This is a genomic window from Massiliimicrobium timonense, from assembly GCF_042850985.1.
In the GTDB taxonomy this organism is placed as follows: domain Bacteria; phylum Bacillota_I; class Bacilli_A; order Erysipelotrichales; family Coprobacillaceae; genus Allocoprobacillus.
Genome location: NZ_AP031415.1, coordinates 1 through 19,604 on the forward strand (window position 1 = coordinate 1; position 19,604 = coordinate 19,604).

The window sequence follows — 19,604 nt, forward strand, 5'->3', positions numbered from 1 at the left end:
TAATTTGATGTGCATAACTATGTGAATAAGTTGTGCACAATTTTTTTCATCTTCTATTTATGCACTTTTTCCTTTATAATGAGTCTTGGAGATGGTGAAAATGAATAATTTAGATATGAACTGGCAAAAAACTTTGAGTCTGTTTCAAGGAAAACTTGATGATTATGGTTTAGATAAGATTACATTTGATTCCTTTTTCACTACCTTAGAAATTAAAGACATTGTTGGAAGTGTTGTCACAATCACCATTGATACAAAATGGAGTTTAGATGTTGTAGAACCATATTTAACACATCTACAAGAAATTTATAACACTGTCACTAATGGGCATTATCAACTTCATTTAATGACTGAAGAAGATTTTCAAAAAAGTCATGTTCATCAGGAACATCTATTACAATTTGATGATCATTTAAATCCTGATTTAACATTTGATAATTTTGTTATTGGAAATAGTAATAGAATTGCTCAAAATGCATCTTTAGCCGTTGCAATGAAACCTGGTGTATCTTATAGTCCTTTATTTATTCATAGTAATTCTGGTCTAGGAAAAACCCATTTATTAAATGCAATTGGAAATTATGCTAAAAAACGTGATCCATCTATCCATGTCTTATTTACAACAAGTGAAAACTTTGTTAATGAATATATTCAATCATTAGCAAATCATTCTATGGATGAATTTAACTACAAATATCGTCAAATGGATATCTTATTAATAGATGATATTCAATTCATGGCTACCAAAGAATCATCAAGTGAAATCTTTTTTAACATATTTAATACTTTAATAAGTAATAAAAAACAAATTGTCATTACCTCAGATAAACCTCCTCGAGATTTAAAAGGAATGGAAAGTCGTTTAGTCAGTCGTTTTTCATCTGGTTTAACGGTAAGTATTGACACCCCAGAGTTTGAAACAGCTAAAGCTATCTTAAGAAAAAAAATAGAAATAGAAAATGTTGATTATCCGATTACTGAAGAAGTTTTGGATTTTATTGCTACTCATTTTAATACTGATGTGAGAGAACTTGAAGGAAGCTTAAAAAGATTATTATTTTATAAACTCATATGTGGTAAAAAATTAGATATTATTGATTTAAATTTTGCTTTGGAAGCTTTTAGTGATTCTTATAGTCAACCAGCGCAAAAGAAAGAATTAACAGTATCAAATATAAAAAAATGTGTTGCTGATTACTATAATTTAACAGTTGCTCAAATTAATTCTAAATCAAGAACATCAAGTATTATTGTCGCAAGACACATTGCCATGTATCTTGTAAGAGAATTGATTGAAGATATTTCATTTATTCAAATAGGACATGAATTTGGAGGGCGTGATCATTCTACGGTCATGAAAGCCTGTCATAAAGTTCAACAAAAATTAGAGAAAGATATGAATTATCGTCAAGCAATTCAAGATATTAAAAAGAAGCTTGTGTAAAAGTTATGCACAGTTATCCACAACTTATGCACATAGGAAAATAAAAAAAACCATGAATAAAACATGACTTTTTTTAACTTATTCATATTGTGCACAGTATTATTATTATGATATTATTTAAATAATATAAAATATAAAGGAGAACATTTATGAATTTTAAAATTAAAAGAATAGAATTATTAAATGCTTTAACAAAAGTTTCAAGAGCAGTTTCTATAAAAAGCCCTTTACCTGTTTTAACAGGAATTAAATTTGATTTAAAAGAAGATGAATTAATTTTAACTGGTAGTGATAGCGATATTACTATTCAAACAAGTATTCATGATAACATTGAAATTATTAAAACTGGAAGTGTTGTTTTATCTTCTCGTTATATTTTAGAAATTATTAAGAAGATTGATTCTGAAGATGTACATATTTTTATTGTAGATGGAACACTGACAAGAATTGAAGGAGCTAACTCTCGTTTTGATTTAAATGGAACATCTTATATTGATTATCCTCGTATTGATTTAAATAAAACAGGTGTAAATTTACAAATGAAATCTACTGATTTAAAAGAAGCTATAGAACAAACTTCTTTTGCGACAAGTGAAAAAGAAACAAGACCTGTTTTAACTGGTGTTAATTTTAAAGCAAAAAATCATGTTTTAGAATGTATTGCGACAGATAGTTATCGTTTAGCAAAACGTATTTTAAATATTGATTCTGATATTTCATTTAATATTATTATTCCTAAAAAGAGTTTAATTGAAATCAGTCGTATTATTGAAAAAGATGAATTGATTGATTTATATGTTTCTGATCGTAAAGTTTTATTTGTCTTTGATCATGTTTTAATCCAAACAAGATTAATTGATGGTACTTTCCCTGATACAGGACGTTTAATTCCAGATAGTTTTGATTATTCTATGAGTATTGATAGTACAAGTTTATTAAATTCTATTGATCGTGCATCATTACTTACAAATGAACAAACAAACATTGTTAAATTAACAATGGATCAAGATCATGTTATTTTATCTTCTTTTTCTCAAGAAATTGGTTCAGTTGAAGAAAATCTTTCGAGAGCTTTCTATAAAGGAGAACCATTAAAAATATCTTTTAGTGCTAAGTATTTAACTGACGCTATTAAAAGTATTAATGGTCAAAAAGTGAGAGTCCTTTTTACAGGTGAGATGCGACCTTTCATTATTAAAGATTTTGAAAGAGAAGATATCATTCAATTAGTATTGCCAGTCAGAACTTATTAAGCTAATCTATGATTGATTAGCTTTTTTTGTTATAATTTGGTTGGTGATATTATGGAAAAGATTTTACTGGTTGAAGATGATTTACAAATCGTTAAGCATTTAAATTCTTATTTAAGAGAAAATGGTTATCATTTAATAGCTGTTGATGGACAAAAAAAGGCAATGCAAATACTCCAACAACAATCTATAGATTTAATCTTATTAGATATTTCATTAAAAGAAGGTAATGGCTTTTCTTTATATAATGAAATTAAAGCTTATTATGATATTCCTATTATTTTCTTAACGGCCCAAAGTGATGAATTTAGTATTATTACAGGACTTGATTTAGGAGCAGATGATTATATATCAAAACCATTTCAACCTCGAATACTATTATCACGTATTCAAAATATTTTAAGAAGATATAAAAAACAAGATCAGATATTCCAATATCAGAATCTTCAAGTTTATATTTCTCAAGCTAAAGTCTTTAAAAATCATCAGGAAATCTTTTTATCAGCTTTAGAATATAAATTATTATTGATATTTGTACAACATGCTCATCATTTACTAACAAGAGAATTTTTATTAGAAGAACTTTATCAGATGACGGGTGAAGATATGAATGATAATACTTTGACTGTTTATATTAAAAGATTAAGAAATAAGATAGAAGATCAACCTCAACATCCTCAAATCATACAAACCAAAAGAGGATTGGGTTATCAACTAGGAGATTAGATCATGTATATCATTATATTCTTACTATGTTGTATTATTGGTGGTTTATGTTTTTATATCTATAAACAAAATAAAAAAATTATTTTTATTTCTAAACAAATCAATGATATTTTATTTCATCATAATGATTTTTATATTCAAAAATACAAAGAGGGAAATCTTTCTATCTTAGAGAGTGATATATGTAAATTAGTCAATAAGATTTATGAACAAAATCATTTATTAGAAAATGAAAAACTGATTCTAAAAGAATATCTGGAAGATATATCTCATCAAATGAAAACACCTTTAACAGCTTTAAATTTAATTCATGAAAGATTAAATAAAGCAGAAGGCAATGAAAAAAGGCAGTTATTAAAAGAAGAAAAGAAATTATTAGATAAAATTGAATGGCTCGTGATGAGTTTATTAAAAATGGCACAATTAGATGCTCAAACAGTCACTTTTCATCAGGAAAGCATTACACAGAAAGATTTTGTTTTACAGTTATTAAATCCATTTGAAATACAAATAGATATGAAAGATATTCAATTACAAATCAATATTCAAGAATCAGATATATTCAAATGTGATATTTTATGGACTTTAGAAGCTTTATCCAATATTTTAAAGAATTGTATAGAACATGTTGAACAAAATGGAATCATTCATATAGAAATGAATCAAAATCCTTTATATGATGAAATCATTATTCAGGATAATGGTTGTGGTATTGATCAGGAAGATTTAATGCATCTATTTGAAAGATTTTATAAAGGTAAAAATTCAAAAAATGATAGTGTTGGAATTGGATTGGCATTAAGTTTAATGATTGTTGAAAAACAAAATGGAACAATTCAAGTAGAAAATACATATCCGGGTACGAAGTTTACTATTCATTTCTACAAAGAAAATGTATAAATATTTGATTATGACAAATCTGTCACTTTATTGTCACGGGTTTGTCATTTTTATTTGATACAATACAATTGAGGAGGGAGAATATATGGCAATACTAGAAGTTAAAAATTTAACAAAAATATATGGAAATGATGAAAACAAGGTTGTAGCCTTAGATCATGTTTCATTTACTGTTGAAAAAGGCGAATTTATAGCTATTGTAGGTTCATCTGGATCAGGAAAGAGTACATTGCTACATTTGATCGGGGGTGTTGATAAACCAACAAGTGGTGAAGTGATTGTCAATGGACAGAATGTCTATAAAAAGAATGAAAATGAATTAGCCATATTTAGAAGAAGGGAAGTAGGGTTGATTTATCAATTCTATAATTTAATTCCTATATTAACCGTTGAAGAAAATATGACATTGCCAGTATTGCTGGATAATAAGAAAGTGAATCAGGAAAGACTGGATGAATTACTACGTATATTAGATTTGAAATCAAGAGAAAAACATTTACCAAGAGAACTTTCAGGAGGACAGCAACAACGTGTATCAATAGGAAGAGCATTGATGAATGCACCATCATTGGTTCTTGCGGATGAACCAACAGGAAATCTTGATTCAAAAAATAGTAAAGAAATCATAGATTTACTGAAATTAACACAAAAAAGATATAACCAGACCTTAATTATGATTACTCATGATGAAAATATAGCGATGCAGGCAGATAGAATCATCGTCATAGAAGATGGAAAGATAAAAAAAGATGAGGTTATCAGAAAATGAAAATTATGAATATATTGACCTTAAGATATCTGAAAGCCAATAAAAAAAGAAGTTTATTGACATTACTATGTATTATGGTATCAGTGATCATGATGAGCTGTGTAGGAATAGCTTTTTCATCAGGTAAAGCCTATTATAAAAGTTATATAGAAAAAACAAGAGGAGATTATCATTATCGCATTGTTGATAATAGACAAGAAATTATTGATTTAATAAAAGATGATTCTCAAGTTGATGAATATTATTTTTCTTGTACAACACAACTTGATTATCAAGATTCACAGTTATATATGAAGTCTGGTGATTCATTATATTTTCAAAAGAAAGGACTCTATGATTATATTATTGATGGAAGATTACCTGTTAATAAGTATGAAATTGTTATAACACCAGAATTTTTAAAAATGAATCATATTGATAAAAAAATAGGAGATCAGATAACATTTGATAATCAACAAACATATACAATTGTAGGATTTATGAATAGTTATCAATCTCAAGATTTCATGGGAGATATCTATCAGGCATTTTCTTATATAGATTTAACTCAAGATTATACAATGTATATTAAAGATAAAGATGTTTCCAAAAATATATTTCAGCATGTACAAAATTTAAAGGAAAAAATACAAAACATGGAGAGTACAACATCTTCCAAATATTATATACCATATAATTCATCTTATTTGGCTGTACAGAATATCTTTGAAGAAGGTTTAACTGCTGGATATACAGATGTATATCATATGATTTATATTATGATTGGTATTATTAGTTTTGTATCTGTTATGATTATATATCAGGCATTCCATCTATCAACAACAGATCGTATTCAATATCTTGGGATGCTTTCAAGCGTAGGTGCTACGCCTAAACAAAAGAAATGTTCTGTTTATTTTGAAGGATTCATATTATCCATTATTGCGATACCATTTGGAATTCTATGTAGTTTTATAGGATTAAATATTGCTTTTTCATTTGCTAATCAAATGAAAATTTTAAAAGATCTCAACTTATCTATTCATACGCAAATCTCACCATTATATTTATGTCTCGTTATTATAGGTTCGTTTTTGATTACTTTTATCGCATTATATATACCTGCAAGAAGAATATCAAAAATATCTGTGATGGATGCTTTAACGAAAAGTGATGAAGTTAAAGTGAAAAAGAAAAGACTTCAATTAAATCGTTTTTTATCAAAATTTTTAAATGTTTCATGGCAATTGTCTATTAAAAATTATAAAAGACAAGGAATCAAATCCAGAGTTATTATTATTTCCTTAATGTTATCAATGATTATCTTTGTTTCTATGACAAGTTTTGGTAAAAATTTTATTAATACTGTCAAAAAAGAAAGTGGTATTCATGATTATGATATTTCAGTTTCAGATGTCAAAATGAAAAATAGACAAGATGTTATTGATATTTTAAATAACAGTCAATATGATAATGATTATTATTTTAGAGGATTAGAATTTGTTAATGTAGATATTAATCCTGATTATTTAACATATGAAAGTCCAAAAAGTATAGGTGTTTATATTCAATGTATTGACAATCAAAGATTTAAAAAATTGTGTCAGGATAATGGTATTCAGCCATCAAATGATTTAGCATTAACATATAATCAATCTTTAATCTTAAGTGAAAATGAAACAGAAATTTCATCAGTTTATAAAAAAATGGACAGAAACTTTATCCAAGATATGTATATCAGTTATTTAGATGATGAGACTGAAAAAGAAAAGAAGTTAGATATTCAAAATTTTCAAGATATTCAGATGATAGAAACATCTGATGAATATAATATAATGAATCCTTATGAATTAACTTTTATTGTTTCCACAGACTATTTTGAAAAAGAGTTTGGGTCTACGAATATAGAAATTTATATTCAGACACAACAACATGAACAATTAAATCAAGAATTAGAATCTTATGGATTAAGCAGTTACGATGAAACATCAGCTAATCAAGAAAGAATTGAGTTTATGACAATTGTAGAGATATTTGTTTATGGTTTTATAACAATTTTACTTATATTTACATTATTAAATATCTTAAATATGATGAGTGCCAGCATAGAAAAAAGGAAAAAAGAATTTGCGATGTTCATGAGTATAGGCATGAGTGTCAATGATATGAAAAAAATGTTATGGAAAGAATCTTCTATTTATGGCATAAAATCATTTGTATATAGTTTACCATTCTGTATAATAATAGAATTTCTATTATATAATTTATCTTTTAACACTATACCTTTTAGACCATCATGGATAGCTTATTTGATATCATTTATAGTGATGATGATAGTGATGATCTTAACATTTAAATTAGGATTAAATCGTTTTAGAAAACAGAATATTATAGAAACATTAAAAGATGATATGTAGTCAAAAAGACTATATATCATTTTTTAGCTTATATTTAGCTTATAAGAGGTTTTTATATAAAAATGAGATTTATCACTTTTTTTATAAATATTGAATATAAGCCATAAAAACTATCATTTTTGATGTTTTTGTGATATAATAGTTCAGGTTATGAAAGTATGGGTGATAAATATATGAAAGAAGTTACAATTCATAGTGAGTATATTACTTTAGGACAATTACTTAAATTAGCTGATGCTGTAAGTAGTGGAGCTGAAGCTAAATTAGTCATTAGTGATGGACTGGTTCTTGTCAATGGTGAAGTAGAAACAAGACGTGGGAAAAAGCTCTATCATCAGGATATTGTTTCTTTTGATGGACAAGAATATCTAATCATTAATGAAGATTCATAGTATTCAATTAAAGAATTTTAGAAATTATATTGATTGTTCAGTAAAATTTGATCCTTTTATTAATATTTTAATTGGTCAAAATGCTCAAGGAAAAACAAACTTATTAGAAGCTATATATATTTTATCAATGTCTAAAAGTTTTAAGACAAAAGTCATAGATGAAATGATTTATTTTGATCAGGACTTTGCGAAAATTCAAGGACAGGTTATTAATAATCAAAAGACATTAAATTTAGAGATTGTTTTATCAAAGTTAGGAAAGAAAGCTTTGATTAATCATAATGAAATTAAAAAAACAAGTGATTATGTTGGTTATTTAAATGTTGTTTTATTTATTCCTGAGGATTTAATGTTAATAAAAGGAAGTCCAAAATTAAGAAGAAAATTGATTGATATGGAGTTATCTAAAATATCACCTATATATATGTATGATTTTAATAAATATCAAAGATTATTAAAAGAAAGAAATAAATATTTGAAATTATTAAATGAAAAACATTCAAAAGCTGATGATTACTTAGAGGTTTTATCTGAACAGATGGCACGATTACAAGTTCAATTATTAAAGAAAAGAATTGAATTTGTAGAATTATTAAATGAGATATCTACGAAAATGTATGATTATATTGCTTTACATCAGGAAGTATTATCAATTCAATATAAAACACATTATAAAGATATGAGTTATGAAGGTATTTTAGAAGATTATCGAAAGAATTATCAAAAAGATATTGCTTTTAAACAGACAACACATGGTATTCATAAAGATGATCTGGTGATGTGTTTAAATCAACAGGATGCTATAACTTATGCTTCACAAGGGCAACAAAGATCTATTGTTTTAGCAATCAAAATCGCTTTATTAGAATTGATTAAAAAAGAAATTGGAGAATATCCTGTTTTGTTGTTAGATGATGTTTTAAGTGAATTAGATGATACAAGAAAGACGAAGTTATTGAATTTAATTGAAGGAAAGGTTCAGACTTTTTTAACTTCAACAAATATTGATGGTATTCATCATCAGGTTATAGATAAAGCAAAGAAAATCGTCATTGAAAATGGAAATGTGAAAGGAGAAAGCTATGGAAGAAAATAAAGTTCAACACAGTTATAATGAATCTGATATTCAAGTCTTAGAAGGATTAGAAGCTGTTAGAAAAAGACCAGGTATGTATATTGGTTCAACGTCTTCTAGAGGTTTACATCATTTGGTATGGGAAATTGTTGATAACTCTATTGATGAAGCTTTAGCTGGATTTTGTAGTGAAATTAAAGTGATTTTAGAAGAAGGCGATGTTGTCAAGGTTATTGATAATGGACGTGGTATGCCAACAGGTGTTCATGCGAAAACAGGTAAGAGTACAGTTGAAACAATTTTAACTGTTTTACATGCTGGTGGTAAATTTGGTGGTGGAGGCTACAAAGTTTCAGGTGGTCTACATGGTGTTGGTGCCAGCGTTGTTAATGCATTGAGTGAATGGTTAGAAGTTTATGTACATAGAGATGGTCATATTTATTATCAAAGATTTGAAAAAGGTGGACAACCTGTTGAAGATTTAAAGATTATTGGTGATTGTGATGATACTGGAACAACAGTTACTTTTAAAGCTGATCCTTTGATTTTTGAAGAAACAACTGTATATGATTATGAAACATTAAATCAGAGAATCCGTGAATTGGCTTTCTTAAATAAAGGATTGAAATTAATTTTAGAAGATCATAGACAGACACCACATAAGAAAAATGAATATCACTATGAAGGTGGTATTAAAGAATATGTTGCTTATTTGAATCGTAATAAAACGCCTATTCATGAAGAAATTATTTATGTAGAAGATGAAATAGATGATATTAAAGTTGAAGTTGGTATGCAATATAATGATGGATATCAGCCAAATATCTACTCTTTCTGTAATAATATTAATACACATGAAGGGGGAACTCATGAAGAAGGTTTCCGTCTTGCTTTAACAAGAGTCATTAATAATTATGCAAAAAATAATAATTACCTGAAAAAAGATGAAGAATCTTTAAGTGGGGATGATTGCCGTGAAGGGTTAACAGCGATTATTTCAGTGAAGCATCCTGATCCTCAATATGAAGGGCAGACAAAAACAAAATTAGGAAATGCTGAAGTGAGAAAAATCGCAAGTAATATCATTTCAACAGCGTTAGATAAATTCTTATTAGAAAATCCAAATACTGCACAAATTATTATCAATAAAGCTATTGTTGCAAGTCGTGCCAGAATGGCAGCCAAACGTGCCAGAGAAATGACAAGAAGAAAAACAGCTTTAGATAGTATTGCCTTGCCAGGTAAATTAGCTGACTGCTCATCTAAGGATCCTAGTGAATGTGAAGTATTCATTGTCGAAGGGGATTCTGCCGGTGGTAGTGCCAAGATGGGTAGAGATCGTAGAACTCAGGCCATTTTGCCATTACGTGGTAAGATTTTAAATGTTGAAAAATCAAGATTAGATAGAATTTTAGGAAATGCTGAAATTCGTTCGATGATTACAGCTTTTGGAACGGGTATTGGTGAAGAATTTGATATTAGTAAATTAAGATATCATAAAATTGTCATCATGACCGATGCCGATGTTGATGGTGGACATATTCGTATTTTGATGTTGACATTCTTATATCGTTTCTTAAAGCCATTAATTGAAGAAGGATATGTGTATGCTGCACAGCCACCATTATATTTATTGAAACATGGAAAAGAAGAATATTATTTATATTCTGATTATGAATTGGAAAAGAAAAAAGAAGAAATTGGTGAAAATGCCAAAATTTCTATTCAGCGTTATAAAGGTTTAGGAGAAATGAATGCTGAACAGTTATGGGATACAACAATGAATCCAGAACATCGTGTTTTATGGCAAATTGATTTAGATGATGCGATGCAGGCTGATGCTATGTTTGATATGTTGATGGGTGAAAAAGTTGAACCAAGACGTGAATTTATTCAAGAAAATGCACAAATGGCAGAATTAGACTTATAGTAAAGGAGAGAAAAAATGGAAGAACGTGGAATTAAGAAAAGATCATTAACAAAAGAAATGAAACAATCCTTTATCAATTATGCCATGTCAGTTATTGTTCAAAGAGCTTTACCAGATGTGAGAGATGGATTAAAGCCTGTTCAAAGAAGAATTGTGCATGGAATGAATGAACTTGGATGTTATAGTGATAAACCATATAAGAAATCAGCGCGTATTGTTGGGGAAGTTATGGGGAAATACCATCCTCATGGTGACTCTTCAATCTATGAAGCTTTAGTTCGTATGGCACAGGATTTCAGTTATCGTTATATGTTAGTAGACGGTCATGGAAACTTTGGTTCTATTGATGGTGATGGCGCTGCGGCACAACGTTATACTGAAGCCAGAATGTCTAAGATTTCTATGGAAATGGTGAGAGATATTAATAAAGATACAGTCAATTTTATTCCTAACTATGATGGTGAAGAATCAGAACCAGAAGTTATGCCATCACGTTTCCCTAACTTATTAGTCAATGGGACAACAGGAATTGCGGTTGGTATGGCTACAAATATTCCACCTCATAATTTAGGTGAAGTCATTGATGCCATATTGGCTGTTTCTCATAATCCTGATATTACGATTCTAGAATTAATGGAAAATTATATTCAGGGACCTGATTTTCCAACAGGAGCTTATATTTTAGGTAAATCAGCGATTAAAAAAGCTTATGAAACTGGTAATGGCTTAATTGTCATGAGAGCGAAAACGGATATTATTGATATTCATGGTGGTAAAAAAGCTATTGTTGTTACTGAAATACCATATATGGTCAATAAAGCTCGTTTAATCGAAAAAATGGCTGAACATGTTAAAGAAAAACGTATTGAAGGTATTACAGAAATACGTGATGAATCTAACCGTGAAGGTATTCGTATTATGATTGAACTTCGTAAAGATGTTCAACCAGAAGTTATTTTAAATCAGTTATTTAAATTAACAGCTTTACAGACAACATTTGGTGTCAATTCTATTGCCTTAGTGAATAACCAACCTCAAACTTTAAATCTAAAACAAATGATTACTTACTATCTTGATCATCAAGAAGAAGTGATTAGAAGAAGAACAGCTTATGATTTAAAGAAAGCTGAAGATCGTGCTCATATTTTAGATGGTTTAAAAAGAGCATTAGATCAGATTGATGCTATTATTGAACTCATTCGTTCATCACGAACAACAGAAATTATTCAACAGAGATTGATGGATGAATTTGATATGTCTGATCGACAAGCAAAAGCAATCAGAGAAATGCAGCTTCAAAGATTAGCTGGTTTGGAAAGAGAAAAGATTGAAAATGAATTAAATCAATTATTAGAATTGATTGCTGATTTAAAAGATATCCTTGCAAAAAGAGAAAGAATATTAGAAATTATTGAAAAAGAATTATTAGAAATTAAAGCTAAATTTGCTGATAAGAGAAGAACTGAAATTATTCAAGGAACATTTGATTTAGAAGATGAAGATTTAATTCCAGTCGAAGATGTGATTATTTCTTTAACTTCTAATGGATATGTCAAACGTATGCCTGTTGATACTTATAAAACACAAAATAGAGGTGGTAGAGGTATCAAAGGTATGGGAACCAATGAGGATGATATTGTGGATGCTCTTATTCATATGAGTACTCATGATGATTTATTATTCTTTACAAACTTTGGTAAAGTCTATCGTTTAAAAGGATATAATATTCCTGAATTTGGTAGAACTGCTAAAGGATTACCTGTTGTTAATTTATTAAATCTAGATAAAGATGAAAGTGTTAAATCTATGATTTCTATTGATAAAGATGATATTGATGAAGATAAGAATCTATATCTATTCTTTGTGACATTAAATGGTTTAGTTAAGAAAACTTCTATTGAAGAATTTAAAAATATTAGACAGTCTGGTAAGATTGCGATTAATTTAAAAGATGAAGATCAGTTGGTTGCTGTGAAATTAACAAAAGAAAATGAAGAAATTCTTGTTGCAGCATCTAATGGAAAATTAATTAGATTTAATGAAAATGATGTCAGACCAATGGGTAGAACAGCATCTGGTGTCAAAGGTATTAATGTAGATGGTAGTCATGTTGTAGGTATGACAACAAATGGAGAAGGACAATATATTATGGCTATAAGTGAAAATGGTTATGGTAAGATGTCTCCAATAGAAGATTACCGTGAATCACATCGTGGTGGTAAAGGTGTGAAAACGATTAATACGACTGAAAAAACAGGACAATTGGTAGCTTTAAGAGCTGTTAATGGTGATGAAGATTTATTAATCATGACAAGTGAAGGAATCATGATTAGACTTCCAATGGAACAAGTAAAATTAGCTGGAAGAAATACTCAAGGTGTTAGATTGATTAAAGTTGCTGAAGGATCAATTGTTTCAAGTGTAGAAGTTGTATCTAAATCAGAAGAAGAAATTGAAGAAAATGAAGTAACAAAATAAGATTTTGTTAACACGAAAAATAGGATCTCTTTTATAAAAGATCCTATTTTTTTATGAGATATGCTAATCCTTTCTTTGAAGAAAAATATAATATATAATAGAGTTATACAAAGTAAATAGAAAGAAGGAGAAATATGTTTTTTAGACGAAAACCAAAAACAAATTATTATAATACATCAATGTTTGATAACAACGATTTTGCAAATATGGTTATAAAAAAAATAAATAGTTATCCTGAAATTATTTCTATAGAAATAGAAACTGGAAAGATTATCATTAATCCTAAAAATATTTTAGGTGAAGAATTTTGGTATAGTGGTTATGGATATGATTATATGACGTTCGAACAGACAACCATCTTTGCACATTGGATTCATGAACATATGAATCATAATGAACTGTATGAATGTACTACATATACAAAATGTGGTGGTGGTGGAGAATTTCCAGTAGATATTATCGTTCGAATAGGTAATAATCCTTATGCCCCATTAAAAAAATGGTAATAAATTAGTGATTTTTAAAATCAAAAAGAGAAATCGTAACAAATGATATGATAACCTCCCAGTAGACAGTGTAAATAATAAAACACTGATACGGGAAGTTTTTATATTGTAAAGAAAAAGTAAATATTCTAAAGGAGTAAAAATAGAAATATGCAAACTGTGTTCACATAAATCCTATCAATTATTCATAATTCTGAATTGCTTCTTTAAATTTATCTAAAAAAGCATCTTCACCTAAAGTATTGATTTTAAAAAACACAGCCTGACTTCCACCAGAACTAATGGCAGTGACATGAAGATGATTTTGATATTCTGTTATCGTGATAGATAGACTTAATCGGTTTCCTCCTGTATAACTATATCTCTCTAATATTAAAATACCAACATGAACATCATGTATATCATAATAATGTTCATCTTCAATGGAAGCAGAAAAGCTTGATTTGATTAATTCATTCTTTAAAAATTGACAAAAATGCTGAAAAGAACCATGTAGTTCACAAGAATATTTAGCCATAATTATTCCTCCTTATTTATAGATTATCATGAAGTTTTGAAAATCATGTGTATTTTATATATTCATATCATTTCAACAATATTTGACAAATATCTTGATCTTTTCTACAATATCTGTAAGTAGGTGAAATGAATGAAAAAAATACAAATCAGTCAAACTTTAAAAAATATTATTGTTATTGTTGTGATAGCAGTTGTTTTCTTTTTTGTTGGAAAAGTATGGCCAAGTGGTGAAGAACCAACAGCCATTACAAGTGATTTATTGTCACAGCAAATTCAAGGTATTAGCGAATTAGCAAGTGTAGAATATAATTATACTAATATGGGAAAATATGAAAACCAGGTGACTTTTTATGGTTGGAAAGTCCCTTTTACAACAAAGAGTTTCATTTTATCTTATGATGGAAAAATAAAAGCAGGAATAGATATGAGCTTAGTAGAAGTCAATGTTCATGGTCAAAATATTGATATAACAATACCACAAGCTAAAATCCTATCTCATGAAATTGATCAGGAAAGTATTGAAGTTTTTGATGAAACAAAAAATATATTTAATCAGATTAGTATTACTGATTATAATCAATTTGCGATAGATCAAAAAAAGAGCATGGAAAGTAAAGCACAAGAAAAAGGATTATTGGAAGAAGCTCAAAATAAAGCTAAAGAAACAATACAAACATTTGTAGAATCAATGTATTCATCTTCAGATGATTATAAAATTGAAATAAAGATGGCAGAATCTTAAGATGTTCTGCTTTTTTTGTTGAAATATGTAAAGTTTATAGTATAATGTTAGAAGTTTGGAGATAAGTGGGAGGTTATATATGAAATCAAAACAAAGTGGTAAGAAATTAGCAAAGAAAATGATTATTGCTTTAATTTGTGGTTTGGTTGCTGGATTAGGTTGTATCTTATTAAGAGAAAACTTATTAGCAAGTGGACAGGAATCTTTATGGAATACTATTAATAATGTATTATTCCAAGACATTACAGCTGAAGGTGCTAATAATGCAATTGGGATATTTTATATTGTAGGGCAATTATTTGTAAATGCATTACAATTAATTATTGTTCCAATGGTATTTGTGTCTATTATTTTAGCTATTTGTGTTATTACTGATACAAAGAAGCTAGGAAGAATTTCTTCTAAAACAATAGGAACATTCCTTATAACAACAGTATGTGCTTTAGTTTGGGCTGGTATTATCGGTTCAATTGTTTATCATTTAGGAGCATTTAATGCTGTACATGCTGATAACTTAGTGATTCAACAAGGAGCTGTAGGTTCTAATCCATTAAATATCATTGTATCAGTGATTCCTAATAATTTAATTAATGCATTTACAAATAATGGTAATGTTTTAGCAGTTGTTTTCTTAGCAGTAGCGATTGGACTTGCGATGAATCAATTAAAAGATAAAACAAAAACATTAAAGAAATTATTAATTGAATGTAGTGATATTATTTCAGTTTGTTTATCATTTATAATTACAAAATGTGCACCATATGCAATATTTTGTTTATTAACAAGAACATTTGCAATCTATGGAATTGACTATTTATTACCTGCTTTAGCTTATGTCTTAACAGTTCTATTTGCTTTGTTTGTTTATTTGTTTATAGCTTATCCTATCTATTTAATGGTGATGGGAAAAATCAATCCAAAACCATTTATGCGTAAAATACCAAAAGTTGCTTTATTTGGTTTTTCAACATCATCAAGTGCAGCAACATTACCATTAAATAAAGAAACAACAGTTCATGAATTGGGTGTAAGTGATGAAATAGCTTCATTTGTTTTACCATTAGGAATGACAATTAATATGGATGGTACAGCCATCATGCAAGTTATTGCTGCTATATTTATTGCAGCAAGTTCTGGTTATGATGTATCTTTAACATCTATGGCAGTCATTGCATTTCTCGCTTTAATTGCATCAGTAGGTACACCTGCTGCACCAGGAGCAGGAGCTGTTATCTTATTTACTATTTTGACTGGTATGGGATATACAAATGATGGGGCATTATTGGCTTATTCATTAATTTTAGCAATCAACAGACCAATTGAAATGCTTGTCACATCTTTAAATGTTGTTGGTGATTCAGCAACTTCTGTTATTGTTGGTAAAAAAGAAAATATGTTAGATGAAGATATTTATCATAGTTAAGTAGACTCAAATTGAGTTTACTTTTTTAATTACTATATTTGCTTAAAGTAAATGTCAAAAATAAATCTACACTTTCTAGATAATATAGAATCTAATTTTTGATATTGATATAATGCAGATGGAACAGCAATAACGGTAGGTGGTTATGCCTTAGTCGTGGGACGAAGGCACGTGATCCTTCGTTGACATAGATATCCATTTAATAGATGGAAATATGAAAAACGGAGGTGATACACATGACATCTTATGAGATGGTCATGATAATGTTAGGCATACTGACATTTATCATGACAATGATAAGTGTTATAGTGAAATTGCTTCTTATTATTATTGATAAGAGTACAAAAAAATAACTACCTCGTGCTTAGGATAAATTGAGATAGTTATTTTTCTCAAACAAATCTAAGGCATAACCGCTTATTGGCTGTTCCTTTTCAATTACATTATAGTTTATGTTATTTTAGAAGTCAATATACAAAGAATGATATTTGCTTAAAGTAAATATCGAAAATAAATCTACACTTTCTAGATAATATAGAATCTAATTTTTGATATTGATATAATGCAGATGGAACAGCAATAACGGTAGGTGGTTATGCCTTAGTCGTGGGACGAAGGCACGTGATCCTTCGTTGACATAGATATCCATTTAATAAATGGAAATATGAAAGACGGAGGTGATGGACATGACATCTTATGAGATGGTCATGATAGTGTTAGGAATACTGACATTTATCATGACAATGATAAATGTTATAGTGAAATTACTTCTTATTATTATTGATAAGAGTACAAAAAAATAACTACCTCGTGCTTAGGGAAAATTGAGGTAGTTATTTCTCCTTAATTTAATCTAAGGCATAACCGTTTATCGGCTGTTCCTTTTTTCAATTACATTATAGTTTATGTCATTTTAGATGTCAATATACGAATAAATATATCTATTTATATGAATATTTAATAATGTTATAATATATTTAAAAAGTAGAGGTGTTTTAAAGATGAAATGCATAATAAGAAAATGGAAAAGAGAAGATGCCGAAGATTTATATCAGAATATTAATGATTTAAGAATTTTAAATAATTTAACAGATCGTATACCTTATCCATATCATTTACAGGATGCCTATGATTATATAGAAGCTATGTTATCTGCTGATGAAAATGAAATCTTTGCTTTTGCGATTGAATATGAAGGACATGTTGTTGGCAGTATTTCTGTTTTAAGACAAGATGATATTTATCGTAGAAGTGCAGAATTAGGATATTATTTAGGATTTTCTTATTGGGGAAAAGGTATTATGAGTGAAGCTGTGAAACAGACATGTCAATATGTTTTTGAACATAGTGATATAGAGAGAATTTTTGCGGCTCCTTTTGATTATAACCCAGCCTCACAAAGAGTCTTAGAAAAATGTGGTTTTGAACGTGAAGGTATTTTACGTAAGAATGGCTTTAAAAATGGTGAGTTTCATGACATGATAATGTATTCTTTGATTAAATAATTATTGAAATTATTAAGTCTTATGCTATAATCAGTATATCAAATCGTTGCATTGGATAAGTAAATGTGAAATCATGATAGAGAGCTGATGGTTGGTGTAAATCAGTATGAGGAAGCATTGAAATCTACCAATAAGAGGAGCTAATCCCTCCCGGTTGAACCGTTATCTCATAAAAGTTATCAGTCTGATAAGAAATAGGGTGGCACCACGATATATTCGTCCCTTGTAAAAGGTGCTTTTTATTTTATTGGAAAAGGAGAATGAAAAATGATTGATATAGCAATACTTAGAGAAAATCCAGAAGCAGTAAAAGAAAATATGCGTAAGAAATTTCAACATGATCGTTTGCATTTGGTTGATGAAGCTTATGCATTGGATAAGGAATATCGTGAAGCTTTGACAAAAGCGAGTGAGCTTCGTGCTATGCGTAATTCATTGTCTAAAGAAATTGGACAATTTATGCGTGAAGGTAAAAAAGATTTAGCTGAAGAAAATAAAAGAAAAGTCAGTGAAATGGCAGATACTTTAAAGGAATTAGAAGCAAAAGAAATAGAATTAGGTCCAAAATTAAAAGAAGTGATGATGAAAATTCCTAACTTTATTGATGATAGTGTACCTATTGGAAAAGATGACAGTGAAAACGTTGAAATTCAAAAATATGGAGATCCTGTTGTTCCTGATTATGAAATCCCATATCATGCGGATATTATTACAAAATTAAAAGGATTAGATAAAGAAGCAAGTGGAAGAACAAGTGGTAATGGTTTCTATTATTTGATGGGAGATATTGCCAGACTTTCTTCAGCAATGTTATCTTATGCCAGAGATTTTATGATTGATAAAGGATTTACTTATTGTATTCCTCCATTTATGATTAGAAGTGATGTTGTAACAGGTGTTATGTCATTTGAAGAAATGGATGCTATGATGTATAAAATTGAAGGTGAAGATTTATACTTGATTGGAACAAGTGAACATAGTATGATTGGTAAATTTAAAGATCAGATTGTTAAAGAAGAAGAATTACCAATTACATTAACTTCATATTCTCCATGCTTTAGAAAAGAAGTTGGGGCTCATGGTATTGAAGAACGTGGTATTTATCGTGTACATCAATTTGAAAAACAGGAAATGGTTGTTTTATGTAAACCAGAAGAAGCTATGGAATGGTATGATAAAATGTGGTCATATACTGTTGAATTATTTAGAAGTTTAGATATACCTGTAAGAACACTAGAATGTTGTAGTGGTGATTTAGCTGATTTAAAAGTGAAATCTTGTGATGTAGAAGCATGGTCACCTAGACAGAAAAAATATTTTGAAGTTGGTTCTTGTTCTACATTAGGAGATGCACAAGCTAGACGTTTAGGTATTCGTACAAAAGGTGAAAGAGGAACATATTATGTTGCTACTCTTAACAACACTGTTTTAGCAAGTACACGTGCATTAATTGCATTTATTGAAAATAATTATAATGAAGATGGAAGTATTTCTATTCCTGAAGTGTTAAGACCATATATGGGAGGAAAAGAAAAAATCGGTTAAGACA

16 protein-coding genes and 1 other annotated feature are annotated in these 19,604 nt (G+C 28.6%); of the genes, 15 read left to right on the forward strand and 1 reads right to left on the reverse strand.

Going from position 1 to position 19,604, the window contains the following annotated elements; all coding sequences use genetic code 11:
* Nucleotides 1–100: 100 nt before the first annotated feature.
* The 11 genes from dnaA to ACGHJ8_RS00055 all read left to right on the forward strand — a co-directional run bounded on the left by dnaA (nt 101) and on the right by ACGHJ8_RS00055 (nt 13,866).
* Nucleotides 101–1,444, forward strand: coding sequence for a chromosomal replication initiator protein DnaA (dnaA, locus tag ACGHJ8_RS00005; RefSeq protein ID WP_087356837.1), 1,344 nt, complete (start codon nt 101–103; stop codon nt 1,442–1,444).
* 149 nt (nt 1,445–1,593) lie between these two features.
* Nucleotides 1,594–2,697, forward strand: coding sequence for a DNA polymerase III subunit beta (gene dnaN, locus ACGHJ8_RS00010; RefSeq protein ID WP_087356838.1), 1,104 nt, complete (start codon nt 1,594–1,596; stop codon nt 2,695–2,697).
* Between the two features lie 51 nt (nt 2,698–2,748).
* Nucleotides 2,749–3,420, forward strand: a complete 672-nt coding sequence (locus ACGHJ8_RS00015; protein ID WP_087245084.1) for a response regulator transcription factor — start codon at nt 2,749–2,751, stop codon at nt 3,418–3,420.
* Between the two features lie 3 nt (nt 3,421–3,423).
* Nucleotides 3,424–4,320: a sensor histidine kinase gene (locus ACGHJ8_RS00020; protein ID WP_390540982.1), complete on the forward strand. Its 897-nt coding sequence runs from the start codon at nt 3,424–3,426 to the stop codon at nt 4,318–4,320.
* 85 nt (nt 4,321–4,405) lie between these two features.
* On the forward strand, nt 4,406–5,089 hold the full coding sequence (locus ACGHJ8_RS00025) for an ABC transporter ATP-binding protein (protein WP_390540984.1): 684 nt from the start codon (nt 4,406–4,408) through the stop codon (nt 5,087–5,089).
* Nucleotides 5,086–7,485, forward strand: a complete 2,400-nt coding sequence (locus ACGHJ8_RS00030; protein WP_390540986.1) for an ABC transporter permease — start codon at nt 5,086–5,088, stop codon at nt 7,483–7,485. Before ACGHJ8_RS00025 ends, ACGHJ8_RS00030 begins: the two co-directional genes overlap by 4 nt.
* Before the next feature lie 173 nt (nt 7,486–7,658).
* Nucleotides 7,659–7,877, forward strand: coding sequence for a S4 domain-containing protein YaaA (gene yaaA / locus ACGHJ8_RS00035; RefSeq protein ID WP_087245096.1), 219 nt, complete (start codon nt 7,659–7,661; stop codon nt 7,875–7,877).
* Nucleotides 7,864–8,973 carry a DNA replication/repair protein RecF gene (gene recF, locus ACGHJ8_RS00040; protein WP_390540989.1) on the forward strand — a complete coding sequence of 370 codons (1,110 nt, stop codon included), beginning with the start codon at nt 7,864–7,866 and terminating at the stop codon, nt 8,971–8,973. The genes yaaA and recF overlap by 14 nt, the downstream gene beginning before the upstream one ends.
* Complete coding sequence (gene gyrB / locus ACGHJ8_RS00045; protein WP_390540991.1) at nt 8,960–10,882, forward strand: DNA topoisomerase (ATP-hydrolyzing) subunit B; 1,923 nt, start codon at nt 8,960–8,962, stop codon at nt 10,880–10,882. The genes recF and gyrB overlap by 14 nt, the downstream gene beginning before the upstream one ends.
* A 15-nt stretch (nt 10,883–10,897) precedes the next feature.
* Nucleotides 10,898–13,360 carry a DNA gyrase subunit A gene (gene gyrA / locus ACGHJ8_RS00050; protein ID WP_205090337.1) on the forward strand — a complete coding sequence of 821 codons (2,463 nt, stop codon included), beginning with the start codon at nt 10,898–10,900 and terminating at the stop codon, nt 13,358–13,360.
* 134 nt (nt 13,361–13,494) lie between these two features.
* Complete coding sequence (locus tag ACGHJ8_RS00055) at nt 13,495–13,866, forward strand: hypothetical protein (protein ID WP_205090341.1); 372 nt, start codon at nt 13,495–13,497, stop codon at nt 13,864–13,866.
* A 181-nt stretch (nt 13,867–14,047) separates the two neighbouring features.
* Here the strand turns inward: ACGHJ8_RS00055 and ACGHJ8_RS00060 are convergent, their stop codons facing one another.
* Nucleotides 14,048–14,383: a DUF6054 family protein gene (locus ACGHJ8_RS00060; RefSeq protein WP_390540994.1), complete on the reverse strand. Its 336-nt coding sequence runs from the start codon at nt 14,381–14,383 to the stop codon at nt 14,048–14,050.
* Between the two features lie 132 nt (nt 14,384–14,515).
* Between ACGHJ8_RS00060 and ACGHJ8_RS00065 the strand changes: the two genes are divergently transcribed.
* The 4 genes from ACGHJ8_RS00065 to serS all read left to right on the forward strand — a co-directional run bounded on the left by ACGHJ8_RS00065 (nt 14,516) and on the right by serS (nt 19,600).
* On the forward strand, nt 14,516–15,127 hold the full coding sequence (locus ACGHJ8_RS00065; RefSeq protein WP_390540996.1) for a DUF4230 domain-containing protein: 612 nt from the start codon (nt 14,516–14,518) through the stop codon (nt 15,125–15,127).
* 79 nt (nt 15,128–15,206) lie between these two features.
* Nucleotides 15,207–16,550 (forward strand): dicarboxylate/amino acid:cation symporter, encoded by a 1,344-nt coding sequence (locus ACGHJ8_RS00070; protein ID WP_390540998.1) that lies wholly within the window; start codon nt 15,207–15,209, stop codon nt 16,548–16,550.
* 1,001 nt (nt 16,551–17,551) lie between these two features.
* Nucleotides 17,552–18,055 carry a GNAT family N-acetyltransferase gene (locus ACGHJ8_RS00075; protein ID WP_390541000.1) on the forward strand — a complete coding sequence of 168 codons (504 nt, stop codon included), beginning with the start codon at nt 17,552–17,554 and terminating at the stop codon, nt 18,053–18,055.
* 37 nt (nt 18,056–18,092) lie between these two features.
* Nucleotides 18,093–18,282, forward strand: a binding site (T-box leader).
* A gap of 40 nt (nt 18,283–18,322) precedes the next feature.
* Entirely contained in the window at nt 18,323–19,600 is a 1,278-nt protein-coding gene (serS, locus tag ACGHJ8_RS00080) for a serine--tRNA ligase (RefSeq protein WP_087356851.1), read from the forward strand.
* Nucleotides 19,601–19,604: the final 4 nt, after the last annotated feature.